The organism is Bowmanella denitrificans (genome assembly GCF_002887595.1).
GTDB classification, from domain to species: domain Bacteria; phylum Pseudomonadota; class Gammaproteobacteria; order Enterobacterales; family Alteromonadaceae; genus Bowmanella; species Bowmanella denitrificans.
The window spans coordinates 142,035-155,797 of record NZ_PEBU01000007.1; the positions used below are offsets into that span (position 1 = coordinate 142,035).

Genomic DNA, 13,763 nt, shown 5'->3' on the forward strand with positions numbered 1-13,763 from the left:
TGTTGAATGTGGGGACGATGGCAGAAAAAATAAAGCCAGGTCAAGGACCTGGCTTTATGTTTCTACACTTTGGTTGATTACTGGGCAATCACATCAGTGTTATTGATTTTAATCAGCATACCTTTAGACGCCATAAAGGTAGCCAACTGACGCTGCATTTCTGTTGTCGCGGCGGCGCTTGGGCCAGGGTCTAATATGGAGCTATGCGTACCTTCGGCAAATTGCACCAGACCACTACCCTGAGTATCAGACACAACAGGCGGCCACAATCCCATCAGCTTAGCCAGCGGCTCAGTTCCGGCCAGCGGCAGGCTGGTTTTGTTTGGAATGACCTGGTCAGGCAGACTCACTTCGCCATTAACCTGATTGCCACCCACCACTTCAATCATATGCACCGGGGTGCTGGCCCCAACTGACATGGCATAGTTGGTAGGATCGCCTGCATCAATCAGGGTTTGCGCGGCAAAGGCAAAACTAGAGAAGGTGGCATTAGCAGTGGCTAGTTGAGGCGGGCTGAGCTGCGCTTCAAACAGTGGATAGAAGGCAGAAAGTAATGCTGGCGTCACGGCAGGAATGCCATTGGCCTGCATATATTGCTGCAGCGCCGCCTGAAACTCTGGTGAAGCCTGCGCCATCAGTGAGCCTTTGATTAAAGGACCAAATGAAGGTGACTCAAGCAGGAAGCCCCCTACACCACCACCGGGCATGGCCAATGTGGCAGCCTGCATTTTATACATACCATCAAAGGGAACCAACTGCCCCCCCAGACTGGTGTTGGCTAAGGCAACTGCACTGGTACCGGTAATGGCCCCCAGCGAATGCCCAAGGAAGGACACATTGGTGCCATCCAGCAAGGCAGGGCTGCCATTAGACAAGTCTACATCAGCATTTAGCCCCAAACGTAAACCCAGAATATCGGCTATGCTCTGACGCAGGTTATCCCTGGCGGTCAGCAGACTGCTCAGATTCAGATAATCAGTGGGCGCACCACCGGTACCGCTTGTGGCGTTAACCACTTTGCCGTCAATGGTAAAACCACGGCTACCATGCAAAGGATGGTCGATAGCCACGGTGGCAAAACCTGCCAGCGAGAGTACCCCGGTGGCGGCCAGCATGTCCTCTTTCCTTGAGGTAATACCATGTTGCATGATCACCACGGGCCAGCCTGCTGCAGGTTTACTGATGGCCGGTTGCCCCAATTGCGCGTTGATAATATTGGCGTAATTAGGATCAGGCACGGTAATCTGAACGGTTAGGGATTCTTTTCCACGGCTCTTAGGAATCGGGCTGAATTTGGTCAGGTGACGTGGGTCGTCAAAATCAATCACACCCGCCGTTTTTAAATCCAAGTCAAACAACTGTCCTTCAGATAAGGCCTGACACTGCGCGTTGTAAGGGCCGGTCAGGCCCGCTGCCACAATAGTCCCGATGGCTTCTGCGCCCATGCTTTTAAGCATGGCGCCGTTAGTACAGGCGGCGCGCCACCAATCACTGGTAGGTGCGGTTTTACTCAGATAATAATCCAGTTGCATACTGCCCTGACGCATGCCTGCTGCGCAGTACATACCCAACTGATTAAATACTTGCGTGGCCGTACCGGCAATTTGCGGAATGGCACTTTGTAAGCCTGAGACCAAACCAGCACAGGTATTCAGGCCAAGGGCGGATATTTGTGTCCACATAGTTTCGCCCAGTGCCCTTGGGGCCAAGGCTGAATACACATCCGGGGCAGCCGCACTACCAATCTGAATAACAGGCAAATACTGAGCTGCTGCGGTTTGCGGGTCCATACCTGCACCGACTGCCTGAGCAAACTGAGCAACCTGCATGGATTTTACTGTTGAAAGGACCTTACCTGCAGATTGGGTTGAAAAATATGCCGCATAAGAGATATCGGTCCGTTCAAACCCCTCACCGCCGAGCAAGGTCATAAAGAAGTTCAGTATATTCTGTAACTGCTTTTGCGCAGCAGAGCTTAAAGGATGCGTTTCTGGGTCCTGCGAGGCGAGTTCCCAACTGGTTGAGCCTTTTACCGGTCTGCCATCGGTATCTTTCAGGTCATCGGTCACCACCAGCATATAGCCCTGCGCGGGTTTGAAAGGCTTAAGCGGAATAACCTGAATGGATTGCACCGCACCACTTTGGCCGGTTGGCAATTGGGCAATATAATCGACTCCCCATTGCAGTTCATCCCCCAGAACACATGGCAATCCTGGAGCACCCGCTTCAGCAGCAATGGCCTGGCACAAGGGCTCCTGGCCTTCCAGTGCCTGAGTAGACTCAAACAAACGAATGGAACTGGCACTGACCGAAGCGCCATCCAGGCTCACGCCACTAGGCACATCGATATCAATTTTAAACGGATGCTGGGTGGACCAGCCGTCCAGTGCAGTTAACGCAGATTGTGGATCCCCGGCATTAAAACCTGAGTCCAGGGCGGTATTGATGGTAAAGTCAAAAAAGTTCGGACTGCGGTTAGACGCCATCAACAAATCGTTTGGTACATTCAGCCTTGGTGTACTGGCACCAGGATCGAACACGATTCTGGCATAAGGTTTGGCCGGTGTGTTGTCTGCATCGGACTGGATGTCGCTTAACGACTCACCGCCGCCGCAACCAGTCAGCCCCAATACCGAAGCTACTGCAGCGCTGATTACTAATTTTCTCATTGTGTCTCCCCAAAACCTGTTTTTTGTTCTTGTTGCACCAGCCCGACTGGACCTTTCCTTGTCGGCACCTGGGTAAAAACGCACCATCTTGCTTGCGTTTTAGCCAGTCAAAGCAGGGATTTCACTGGGATATCCCAACAAGTATGACCAGTTAAAGTTAATGCAATATTATGGACTTTGCTAGTGATTTGCAAAGTTTTGTTAACTGTTTGTGACAGCCTTGTTGGGCGGTATTTTTCCCGCACAGGATGCTAATTAAGTGCTAAAATCCGCCGGTTTTCATGCATTTGGATGGTTATTCATGCAGCAATATCAAATTCCGGAAAATGCCCTGGCGGGCAAAGTCATACTGGTGACAGGGGCTGGCGATGGCATTGGTCAGGCCGCCGCTCTGAATTATGCCAAGGCAGGCGCTACGGTTATCCTGCTGGGCCGCACAGTGAGTAAGCTCGAAGCGGTTTATGATCAGATTGTGCAAGCTGGTGGCCCTGAACCCGCCATAGTTCCACTCGATCTGAACGGCGCAACGTCCAGTCATTACCAGCAGTTTGCCCAAACCATTAGTGAACAATTCGGTAAATTGGATGGCGTACTGCACAATGCCAGCCTACTGGGTTATTTGCGTCCTTTTGCGCAAATCGAAGAAAAGGAATGGCAGGAAATATTGCAGGTCAATCTGACCAGTCAGTTTCTGTTAACGCAGGCATTGCTGCCGGTATTGAAGCTGGCACCGAGTGCATCGGTGATTTTTACCTCATCTGGTGTGGGAAGAAACGGTCGCGCTTACTGGGGCGCCTATGCCGTCTCTAAGTTCGCCACTGAAGGCATGATGCAGGTATTAGCCGACGAGTACGCCAATTCGCCTATCCGTTTTAATTGCATTAATCCTGGCGCCACACGCACAAAAATGCGAGCGAAAGCTTATCCTGGCGAAAATCCGGAAACGCTGAAAACAGCAGAAGATATTATGCCCTTGTATCTTTACCTGATGGCAGATAACAGCAAAGACATGAATGGTCAGACCATCGACGCTCAGCCTAAGGTGTGATGTGTGAGGTGTGAGGCAGCTTGATGATTTGCACTCGCGCTCTGACAACTAACCTCTGCTATCTGCCGACTGCTCACTTAAAGCTGACGACATCAACCCCGTCGGACTCAAGTCCGACCCACAGTGTTTATCGGTGTTTTACAGTTGGAATACATCCCGACCCACTGTGGGTTGGATGTCCAACAACTTAAGCTCGCGGGGTCCGACAAAGGTAATCAAGACCAGCCAGCAATCTGTCAGGCAAGACAAGATTATTCCGCCATACAGCAGAATAATCTTGTTAAAAGGCTAAACCTTATTCCTGACCTTCTATTTTGGCCCAGGTATCACGCAGACCAACAGTGCGGTTAAATACCAGTTTATCGGCCTGCTTGTCCTTACAGAAGTAGCCCAGACGCTCAAACTGTAGGGCCTTACCAGGCTCAGCGCTGACCAGACTCGGCTCCAATATCCCCTGTACCACAGTCAGTGATTCAGCATTAATACTGTCGGTAAAGTTTTCTTCACCGGCCGGGTTTGGCACTTTGAATAGTCTGTCATACAAACGTACTTCGGCCGGTACCCCATGACTGGCAGAGACCCAATGAATAACCCCTTTGGCCTTACGTCCATCAGCAGGATCTTTACCCAAGGTATCCGGGTCGTACGTACAGTATAAGGTGGTAATATTACCCTCTGCGTCTTTTTCAACCCGCTCAGCTTTAAGGAAATAAGCATTGCGTAAACGCACTTCCTTGCCCAATACCAAGCGCTTGAACTTCTTATTGGCTTCCTCACGGAAGTCTTCACGCTCAATGTAAATCTCACGGGTAAAGGGTATGTCACGGCTGCCCATACTCTCATCAGAGGGATGATTAGGGGCACTTAGAGTTTCAACCTGATCGGCCGGATAGTTTTCGATCACCACTTTAAGGGGATCCAGCACCGCCATGGCCCGTGCAGCATTCTGGTTCAGATCATCACGGATACAGGCTTCCAGCATGCCCATTTCCACCATGTTGTCCATCTTGGTCACGCCAATACGCTTACAGAATTCCCGCACGGAAGCCGGGGTATAACCACGGCGACGCAGGCCTGCAATAGTCGGCATACGCGGATCGTCCCAGCCATCCACATGCTTTTCGTCGACCAACTGAATCAGTTTACGCTTAGATAATACGGTATATTCCAGGTTTAACCGGGAAAACTCATACTGACGCGGCCGGCACTCAATGCTGATATTGTCCAGAACCCAGTCGTATAAACGGCGGTTGTCCTGAAATTCCAGGGTGCAAAGTGAATGGGTAATCCCTTCGATAGCATCGGAGATACAGTGGGTAAAGTCGTACATTGGATATACGCACCACTTGTCACCGGTCTGATGGTGATGGGCAAACTTGACCCGGTAGATAACCGGATCGCGCATACACATAAAGGGCGAGGCCATATCAATTTTGGCGCGCAGTACACAATGCCCCTCGGCATATTCCCCTGCTGTCATTTTGGCAAAGTGGGCCAAATTTTCTGCCACGGATGTATCGCGATAAGGGCTGTTTTTACCAGGCTCTTTCAGGGTGCCGCGCAGCTCACGCATGGCTTCCTGACTGGAAAAATCCACATACGCCAGCCCCTTTTCGATTAGTTCCACGGCGTAACCGTGCAGGCGCTCAAAGTAATCAGAGGAATAGCAAATCTCACCGTCCCAGGAAAAACCCAACCATTTAACGTCACTTTGAATAGAGTTAACGTAATCAATGTTTTCTTTCTCGGGGTTGGTGTCGTCAAATCTCAGATTGCACTGACCCTGATAATCCTGAGCCAGACCGAAATTGAGGCAAATGGACTTGGCATGACCAATATGCAGATAGCCATTAGGCTCTGGTGGGAAACGGGTATGCACATGATCATGTACACCTTCTGCCAGATCCTTATCAATGATTTGACGAATAAAATTGGTCGGACGAATGTCTGTCTCGGCCATTACCACCCCTGTCGTTATAGGTTTATTTAAAAGGCTGGCATTATACCAGTTTATGGAGGGATTACAGCAGCCTTGTGTTGAGTAGGTTGATGGATTCTAACTGGCATCTATGTAACCCCTATTGATTACTTAGCCAAAAGTAACTAAATTTGGTTACATAAAGAAAAGTAACCACAGGGGGTTACATGAAAATATCAGCCAATGCCGTACTCACCGGGGATTTGGTCGCCTCAGGCCAGGTACCCAGTGATCAATACGATGCCCTGCTCTACCACCTCGACCAGACTCTGCGATATCTCAATGAAGTATACGCGGGCCAATACAACATCTATCGGGGGGATGCCTTCCAATTACAGTTGCACACACCCAGAGACTGGGCAAATGCAATGTTGCTGCTAAGACTCGCCATGAAAAGCCGCCAGCAGGATTGTCGCTTAGGTATAGGTATTGGCTCTGTCAGTAACCCCAGACCCGACATAAAAAGTGCCACAGGTGAAGCCTTTACCCTTTCTGGCACCAAACTGGATAGTCTTCCACAGGGGCAACTGTTAGGCATCGGCAGCACAAATGAGCGATTTAACTGGCATGCCGGAATTCATCTGAGGCTGACAGACGCCCTGCTTCAGCAAATGACAGCCCGCCAAGCCCAGGCACTGTTTGAATACCTGACCCTGGAAGACAAGAATCACCTGGCCGTTGCCAAGCGCCTGCATACTTCCCGGGTGAATGCCACCAAGTTGCTAAACCAGGCACACTATGATCTACTGACAGACGCGATCCGCTACTGTGAACAACTGACAGACAGGTATTTTCATGGATGAACTGTTACTCCTTCTCGGCCTGCTAAGCGCCCACCTGCTTGGTGACTTCTTTTTGCATCCACTCAGTTGGATTAATGACAGGCTAAACCGCCACTATCGTTCATCTAAGCTTATCTGGCATGCCTTAGTGCATACCCTGTTAAGCTGGCTGGTGTTGTTTATCTGGGAATGGACTTTTGGCTGGGGACCGGCTTTCTGGCAGCCGCTGTGGCTCGCCTTATTACTCGGATGTAGTCACTATGTTATTGATTTAGCAAAATCCTATTGTCCTGTCCATACCCGTTACTTCCTGCTGGATCAGTGCTTACACCTGACCATCATATTGTTGATTGCCATGCAATTATCACAAAGCTGGCATTGGCTTAAATGCTGCTGGGATTGGCTGCTCACGCCAACACATCTGATCGTGCTGATAGCCTACCTGCTGATATTACGTCCCAGTTCAGTACTTATTGCGCTGTTATTACGCAACTGGACACTGGATGTCACCGAAGGCAGCCTGCCTAAAGCCGGACACGCCATAGGTTTGCTTGAGCGCATACTGATTCTGACCTTTACGCTGTTAGAGCAATTTGCTGGCGTCGGCTTTCTGCTGGCGGCCAAATCTGTCTTCCGTTTCGGTGATCTGACTCACCAGAAAGACCGTCGCCTGACTGAGTATGTGATGCTCGGCACCTTACTCAGTGTCACTATCAGTTTGTTGCTGGGTATACTGACTTTGCGCCTGGTTAAAGGCTTGGTGTGAGGTGCGAAAAGATATCAGAATAACCTGTTGATATATAGATATTTTCACCTTCTTTGTGATAAGAAAAGAGCAATCATGCTTTATTGTTGTTGGGCTGAAGCCCAACCCACAGTGGGTCGGAATTGATTCCGACAGGGGGAAGTGGTCAGTAAATCAGTCGGCAGTTAGCTGAATTAAGTGGTCAGATGGCAGAAATCCGTTGACAGAGCATGAGCGCGAGGCAGACTAAACTGCCAACTGCCAACTGCCAACTGCCAACTGCCAACTGCCAACTGCCAACTGCCAACTGCCAACTGCCAACTGCCAATGATAAGGTTTTCAGCATAGACAACCGGCAACATACACTCAGCACTATAGCGCCTGACCTCACACCTAAGCTTCTCAGGTTACTTTTAGTTACTTTTGTATTTAGCGAAGATTAAAAGTAAGACAAAACAAAGAAAAGCCTACGAAAAAAGACTAACAGAAAAGTAACCAAAGTCGGGCTAGTACCTTATTAAACTGTTGCACAGATGCATTGCTTGTGTAATCGTTTACAGCTCTGTCTGTTTAGTCGTCATGACAGGTTGGAATTACAAATTTGAACTTCTTGTATCAACAAATAAAGCACTATTTGTTATTGGAAAAGGGACATTTTACCGACTCCGACAACAGAACATGGAAGCTCAGTGCCCTCAGAGTCATTTTGCTTAGCGGCACGATACTGACCCTGCTGATACTAACCCATTCATCCTACGTAGCCTACTCACTGGACATGCCCTTTGTGCTGGCCATTACCTCGACTTTTTTCGTGCTGCTCGTTGCCATCCTATGCATGGGAAAATCACTAACCCATCTGGCCGCAGCGGGTCTGCTGTTGATGGTGGTGCTGGCTTGTATCTCAATCTTGTTGTTTGTCCCTGACTTTGAAGCAGCAAAATTCGGAATACTGTTTCTTTTCACTTTACCGTTATTCGTGCGTTTGTTTTTCAGCAACAAAGCGGCACTTGTCGCCATGATGCTGAACCTGATCCCTTATGCCCTACTAATACGCAACGCACCACTGCCACAACTATTCGACATAGATATCAGTCTGCCGCAAACTCATACCTATCTCAGCTCACTGGTGTTTCTGTTTTTCAATTTTTGCTTACCTCTTGCGTTGATGCGCTTTTTGACCACCCTGGATAAGCAATCCGAGGTACTGGCTCGACAAAGCAGCAAGCTTGCCGCTGTGGTTAATCGCTATCAGGAGATTTTTGACAATGGTGGCACGGCGTCTTTTTTTTGCGATCAGCATGGCACAATACTACAGGCTAATCAGGCGGCCCGTGATCTGATTAAACAAGCCGGTGGTCAGCGAAACTCACTGCAACAACTATTTCAGTTTGACGAGCCCTTAAGTGCCAACAAGAAAATCCGCGGTAAACTCAAGGTGCCTCCCCATGATCATTATGAGTTGCAACCAGCCAGTCTCGTCCATCATAAGAAGCAACTCATCCACTGCCATAACATCTCGCAGCAGGATAGCTTCAAACGCTTGTACTTTCTCGACAGCCTGACTGGGCTGCGCAATCATAACTTCTGGTATGAACGGGCCTTCTTACGCTTAAAGCGGCCAAAAGCGCTCTTTTTGCTGAAACTGACAAACCTCAGGGAAGTCAATATTCAACATGGCCTGGATATTGGCGATCAGTTACTGATTGAACTCACCCGGCAATTACGCCGCAAACTCCCCCAGCAAGTCCATTTTTACCGCTTCCCCGGCGCAAAACTGATGTTGGCGGTGCCGTCTGAACTATTTCACCATGTTGCGCCTTCGAGTTGGCTGACCCAGCAATTACCCGGCTTTATCAGCCTGTCGATCAACGAGGGTTACCTTGACTTGCTACTGGACTGGCGTGCCGGTATCAGTCAACACCGCCAGGGCAGCCCTGCAAACCTGCTGATGGAAGAGTGCGCTATCGCACTGAGTCGCACAGACAGTAAGCATCCGGTGGTGGAATACGAACAGATCTACAGCCGCTCTATTCATAAGAACAGTTTGCTTCGCGACAAAGTGAAACAATATCTGGATGAACGCGCCCTGGAGCTCTGGTTACAACCGCAGTTTAACGTACAACGTGAGGTCATTGGTTATGAGGCGTTGGCCAGGATCCGCCAGCAAGGGAATCAAACGGTACTGACCCCACAGCAATTTCTGCCGCAGATTGACCAACATGACTGGCATGTACAATTTTCCAGTCAGGTCCTGAGCAAAGCCATTGAAATGCTAAGTCACTGGCCACCCCAGTTAAAGACCGTTCCTTTGGCGATCAATCTGGCAGGACCAGAAATTCTGGATGACAACTTTTATGCCAGGCTACTTCGCTACTATACCGAAAGCAGTATGCTACGCCAGCGCCTGGAACTGGAGATTACCGAAACCTCAGCCATGGCCAGTCATGATGAAACCCGCAAACGCCTGACGTGTCTGGCTCAGCTAGGTGTGTGTGTGATTATCGATGACTTTGGCACTGGTCATGCTTCGTTGTCGCAACTCATTGATATTTCAGCTTCGACGCTGAAAATAGATCGTGAATTTATTAATGGTATCCCTCATTCTCAGCGACACCTGAAATTAGTCCAAGCCACTCTGGAACTTGCAACAAAACTTAATTTGCAAGCCATAGCCGAAGGAGTAGAAACAAACGAACAGTTGGATTTACTGATATCTATGGGCTGTGACAGGTTTCAGGGTTATCTGCTGGGTAAGCCGATGCCATTGGCATACTGGACATCCCAGGCCGAACAAACACAACAGGCCTGATTGAAATCACCTCAACCCTGAGTGGATACATTAGCAAGGGACCACCAGCGCACACAGTTTCGCCCACTTTCTTTACTTTGATAAAGTGCGCCGTCAGCCTCTGCCAGCAAGGATTCCAGGCTTTTGCTTGCACCATTTTCAACAAAGCTGACGCCAATACTGGTGGTTACCGTAATCAGTTTATTATCACTAAGCGTGACGGGTTGCGCAGCAATAGCAAAACGGATGCGCTCGGCAATGTCTTTTGCATCGTCAGGATGACAAGCATAAAGCACCACAGCAAATTCTTCACCGCCAATCCTGCCCAGTTGATCATCAGGCCGCAAACAAGACTGAATACGCCGGGCAACCTCACAAAGCACCCTGTCACCACCGGCATGACCGTACTTGTCATTCACCTGCTTAAAATGATCCAGATCTATCATCAAAACAGCATGAGGATGTTGCTTTTGTTGTAGAATCCGCTCCGCTTCCTGGCAAAATGCAGCTCTATTACCTGCACCTGTTAATGCATCATGCATACTCACATATCGTAACTGCGCCATCAGTTCGTTGCGGTGGTTGGTCACAATAGACAACATAACGGGGGCAATGGCCACCACCGCCGCCCCCAGTCGGATAGAAAACAGCGCCGCATCGTCAATACCGGTCACATTATGATGAAAACCACTATCAGATAATGTCAGTAGTGCCAGCAGGCTACACAACAGCGTTAGAATGGCGGTTGGAAAAACAGGATAAACCAACGCACACCAAAGCAAAGCCAGGACCGGAAACGCAACCGCGCCTGGCCCACCAATTAGCAGCATCGCCAGACATGACAGCAACACGGCTAGCGTTGGTAAAATGTCTTGCTTTCTGAACTGCCACTTATGTCCGGTTGATTCAGCCCGTTGCACAGGTGCCGTCAGGAAGATAGGTAATATCGCAACATAATTAACCACTTCGGTTATCCACCAAAAGGTAAACCCACGGAGCATACTGCCGCCAAACAAATAGGGATTAGCCAGCATACCAACCAGCCCCGCCGCCGCACCACCAATCGCCGATGCCAAAAGCAAATACAACATAGAGATGGGATGACGCAAGCCCAGCACATTGTCAGATGCGCGTGACAAAATCAGATAAGCAGCCCAGATGCTGATTAAATTGGCACTGCTAAGAATGCTGGTCTGCAACAGGCCAGACCCGGTAAGTAAATCCGCGGTCAAAAATGCCGCCGCGCCGGTTAACCAGCCACTGACTGAGGCCGACTGGGGCACCCTGAGCATAAAACCAAGCATCAATGCATTGGCTGGCCAGATACTGGCAAGCAAACCTATCGGGCGGGTCCAGATCCCCAGCAAACAGCCTAAAAGAACCAGTACAAATAAAGCAGCGTGTACCTGAACACGATGAGGTAGGGTATGTGATTTTGGCCAGATCACTCTTAAATGCTATATAACATCGGCAAATAATAGAATAAGCATACGTCGTTATCCTGACTATTTCTATTGACTCACAGAAACTTGAGAGAGAGCAACATGCTAATTACAGCGCAGGTAGCAACATTATTACAGCACCGGCCAAAACCAAAACATTGCCTTCTATATCAACGATCTTGCCTGTTAACGTCAGCGTTTTCTTGCCGCCTGCCTTTGGATTAATCTGCTCAATCTGCCATTCCATCGTGATTGTCTGACCGGCAAGAATAGGTGCGGAGAATTTAAAGTTCATTTCTAAACCCAGCATGGGGCTGAATACAGAGAAATGGCTGGGGAGCATAGCTGAAAACAAAGCAGATATCGCACTACCGCTGGCAATCAGCCCGCCAAAGCGCGTTTTTGCAGCTCGCTCGGCATCATGGTGAATATAGTTCATATCTCCACAGGCCAATGCCCCTTGGCGGATATCTTCTTCTGCTAAGGTCAACGTCTTAAAAAAGCGATAACCTGGGTAAAGTACCGTATCCATGATGGCCATATCCTATGTTTTTGAACCAGCATGACGCCAGGTCACAGCCAGTTGAATCATTCCCGACACCAGGCACAGCATTATAATCAACATAGACAATGGCAGGTTAAATCTTTGCGATTCAAACAGGGCAAAAGTGGCATGAATCAACCCGGTCAGCACACCAAGACCAGCACAGATATAAGAACATAAAAAACCTGATTTATGTCCCTTGATAACATTGGCATACCCAATTAGCAAAAAGGGTAACACCGCAATGTTAAATACCAGATAGCCCTGAATACCGCCAGGGAGATGAAACATCTGCCATTCCTGCCAATAAGCCGCATCTATTTGGTGAAAAATTAGCAGGCTCAGGGTCATTAAATAAACATTATCTAAGCGCATCCCACATTTCCGTTGCTGGTTTCTATCATTCTTATCATTCGTTTAACTATATCTCTTTTGGTAAGAAACAGTCACGACGCCAACCGCAGTTTCAACATTCCAAGCCCCGAAACATAGATAAGCGGAATAAACAACGATACCAGCCGCTCTTAGTCAGCGCCGGACAAATAAGTATGCGGGTCAACAAAAAACGCCTTTTTATATCCCTGAGTTGCACCGTCAATGGCCCAGGGCACTGGGAGCAGACGCAAAATAGAATAATGCAGGTGCGGCGCTTTACCCTTAGCATTGCCGCTATCCCCCACTTTGCCTATCAGGTCACCCACACCGACAAAACGCAACGGCGCTGTCTCTATACTGCTTAAATGCGCAAAATAGTGAAAACGCCATTTGGGCCCCAATACCACCACGACGTTGCCACCCCGGCTGACAGTACCTGTGTATAACACAATGCCATTTGTGCTGCTGATTACAGCACGGCCAGTTTCGGCAAAGATATCAATACCTTTGTGTACGCCGGATAACCCCCAAGGCTCATACCAGAACGACTGTGGATGCCAGTCTGCTTTGCTTGCGCCCTTGACCGGAATTTTCACCGGCTCAGGTATAAAAAAGCCTGCCCCCAGAAGCAATAACAGCAACAAAACACTTTTTTTAACCTTTAACATCCTGACATTCCCTTCCCGAATAGTGTTATTGCTGCATAAACTGCTTAAACAATACCCCCGCCTGAGTACGATTAATTACGTTCAACTTACGCAAAATAGCAGAAACATGCTGCTTAATAGTGGTTTCCTGAACCTGTAGCTCCCAGGCAATTTGTTTATTTAACAGACCGTCCGCCACCATTTTCAGTACTTTAAACTGATGTGGGGTAAGTTGACTAAGTTGATCGGCAAAATCCCGCTCCGCACTGGCTGAATTTTGGGTCAGCACAGTTTTTAGGTTTTCCGGCACCCATTGTTCACCGTCCAGTACCGATGCCACCGCTTGCTCAATGCATTCAAGCGGCGCAGACTTTGGCAGATAGCCACTGGCACCAAAATCCAGGGCGCGACGAATGGTGTCCGGGTTTTCTTCCGCGGACACAATCAGCACCTGCACTCCCGGGTAACCATTTCGCAAGCTGGTTAGGCCTGTTAAGCCCTGATTACCAGGCATATTCAAATCCAACAGCACCAGTTCTACATCATGGTAGCGGGCCAATAATGTCAGGGTGCTGTCCAGACTGTCGGCTTCCAGAATGTCACCACCCAGGCTATTTAATAACGCCTGCTTCATGGCACTGCGAAATAACGGGTGATCGTCGGCAATAACCGCTCTGATTGGTTGGGTCATATTGGTAATACCTGGCTCCATAGACCTTTACTATCTTTCAGGTTGTCAGTCAGA

General features: G+C 49.0%; 11 protein-coding genes. 4 read left to right on the top strand and 7 right to left on the bottom strand.

Translation table 11 applies throughout. From position 1 onward, the window contains the following. Nucleotides 1-77 precede the first annotated feature (77 nt). A complete protein-coding gene (locus CSR04_RS14175; RefSeq protein ID WP_102796957.1) occupies nucleotides 78-2,669 on the bottom strand; it encodes a VolA/Pla-1 family phospholipase in 2,592 nt (863 codons plus the stop codon). A gap of 301 nt (nucleotides 2,670-2,970) precedes the next feature. Here CSR04_RS14175 and CSR04_RS14180 point away from each other — a divergent pair, with 301 nt between their 5' ends. Further along, nucleotides 2,971-3,717 carry a YciK family oxidoreductase gene (locus tag CSR04_RS14180; protein WP_102797087.1) on the top strand — a complete coding sequence of 249 codons (747 nt, stop codon included), beginning with the start codon at nucleotides 2,971-2,973 and terminating at the stop codon, nucleotides 3,715-3,717. 295 nt (nucleotides 3,718-4,012) lie between these two features. Here CSR04_RS14180 and glnS read toward each other — a convergent pair whose 3' ends face one another. Further along, nucleotides 4,013-5,677, bottom strand: a complete 1,665-nt coding sequence (glnS, locus tag CSR04_RS14185; RefSeq protein WP_102796958.1) for a glutamine--tRNA ligase — start codon at nucleotides 5,675-5,677, stop codon at nucleotides 4,013-4,015. 185 nt (nucleotides 5,678-5,862) lie between these two features. Here glnS and CSR04_RS14190 point away from each other — a divergent pair, with 185 nt between their 5' ends. The 3 genes from CSR04_RS14190 (at nucleotide 5,863) to CSR04_RS14205 (ending at nucleotide 10,031) form a co-directional block, all read left to right on the top strand. Further along, entirely contained in the window at nucleotides 5,863-6,498 is a 636-nt protein-coding gene (locus tag CSR04_RS14190; RefSeq protein WP_102796959.1) for a hypothetical protein, read from the top strand. Further along, entirely contained in the window at nucleotides 6,491-7,243 is a 753-nt protein-coding gene (locus CSR04_RS14195) for a DUF3307 domain-containing protein (protein ID WP_102796960.1), read from the top strand. The genes CSR04_RS14190 and CSR04_RS14195 overlap by 8 nt, the downstream gene beginning before the upstream one ends. Before the next feature lie 580 nt (nucleotides 7,244-7,823). After that, nucleotides 7,824-10,031, top strand: a complete 2,208-nt coding sequence (locus tag CSR04_RS14205) for a GGDEF domain-containing phosphodiesterase (protein ID WP_102796962.1) — start codon at nucleotides 7,824-7,826, stop codon at nucleotides 10,029-10,031. Between the two features lie 11 nt (nucleotides 10,032-10,042). Here CSR04_RS14205 and CSR04_RS14210 read toward each other — a convergent pair whose 3' ends face one another. From CSR04_RS14210 to CSR04_RS14230, 5 genes are all read right to left on the bottom strand, one after another. Continuing rightward, a complete protein-coding gene (locus tag CSR04_RS14210; RefSeq protein WP_102796963.1) occupies nucleotides 10,043-11,458 on the bottom strand; it encodes a GGDEF domain-containing protein in 1,416 nt (471 codons plus the stop codon). A gap of 103 nt (nucleotides 11,459-11,561) precedes the next feature. Further along, nucleotides 11,562-11,984, bottom strand: a complete 423-nt coding sequence (locus CSR04_RS14215) for a MaoC family dehydratase (RefSeq protein WP_172449363.1) — start codon at nucleotides 11,982-11,984, stop codon at nucleotides 11,562-11,564. Between the two features lie 12 nt (nucleotides 11,985-11,996). Then, the gene (locus tag CSR04_RS14220; RefSeq protein ID WP_102796965.1) at nucleotides 11,997-12,371 is read right to left on the bottom strand and encodes a DUF6713 family protein; all 375 of its coding nucleotides are present in this window, start codon (nucleotides 12,369-12,371) and stop codon (nucleotides 11,997-11,999) included. 149 nt (nucleotides 12,372-12,520) lie between these two features. After that, entirely contained in the window at nucleotides 12,521-13,039 is a 519-nt protein-coding gene (locus tag CSR04_RS14225; protein ID WP_102796966.1) for a M23 family metallopeptidase, read from the bottom strand. A 25-nt stretch (nucleotides 13,040-13,064) separates the two neighbouring features. Continuing rightward, nucleotides 13,065-13,709, bottom strand: a complete 645-nt coding sequence (locus CSR04_RS14230) for a response regulator (protein ID WP_102797088.1) — start codon at nucleotides 13,707-13,709, stop codon at nucleotides 13,065-13,067. Between the last annotated feature and the right edge of the window lie 54 nt (nucleotides 13,710-13,763).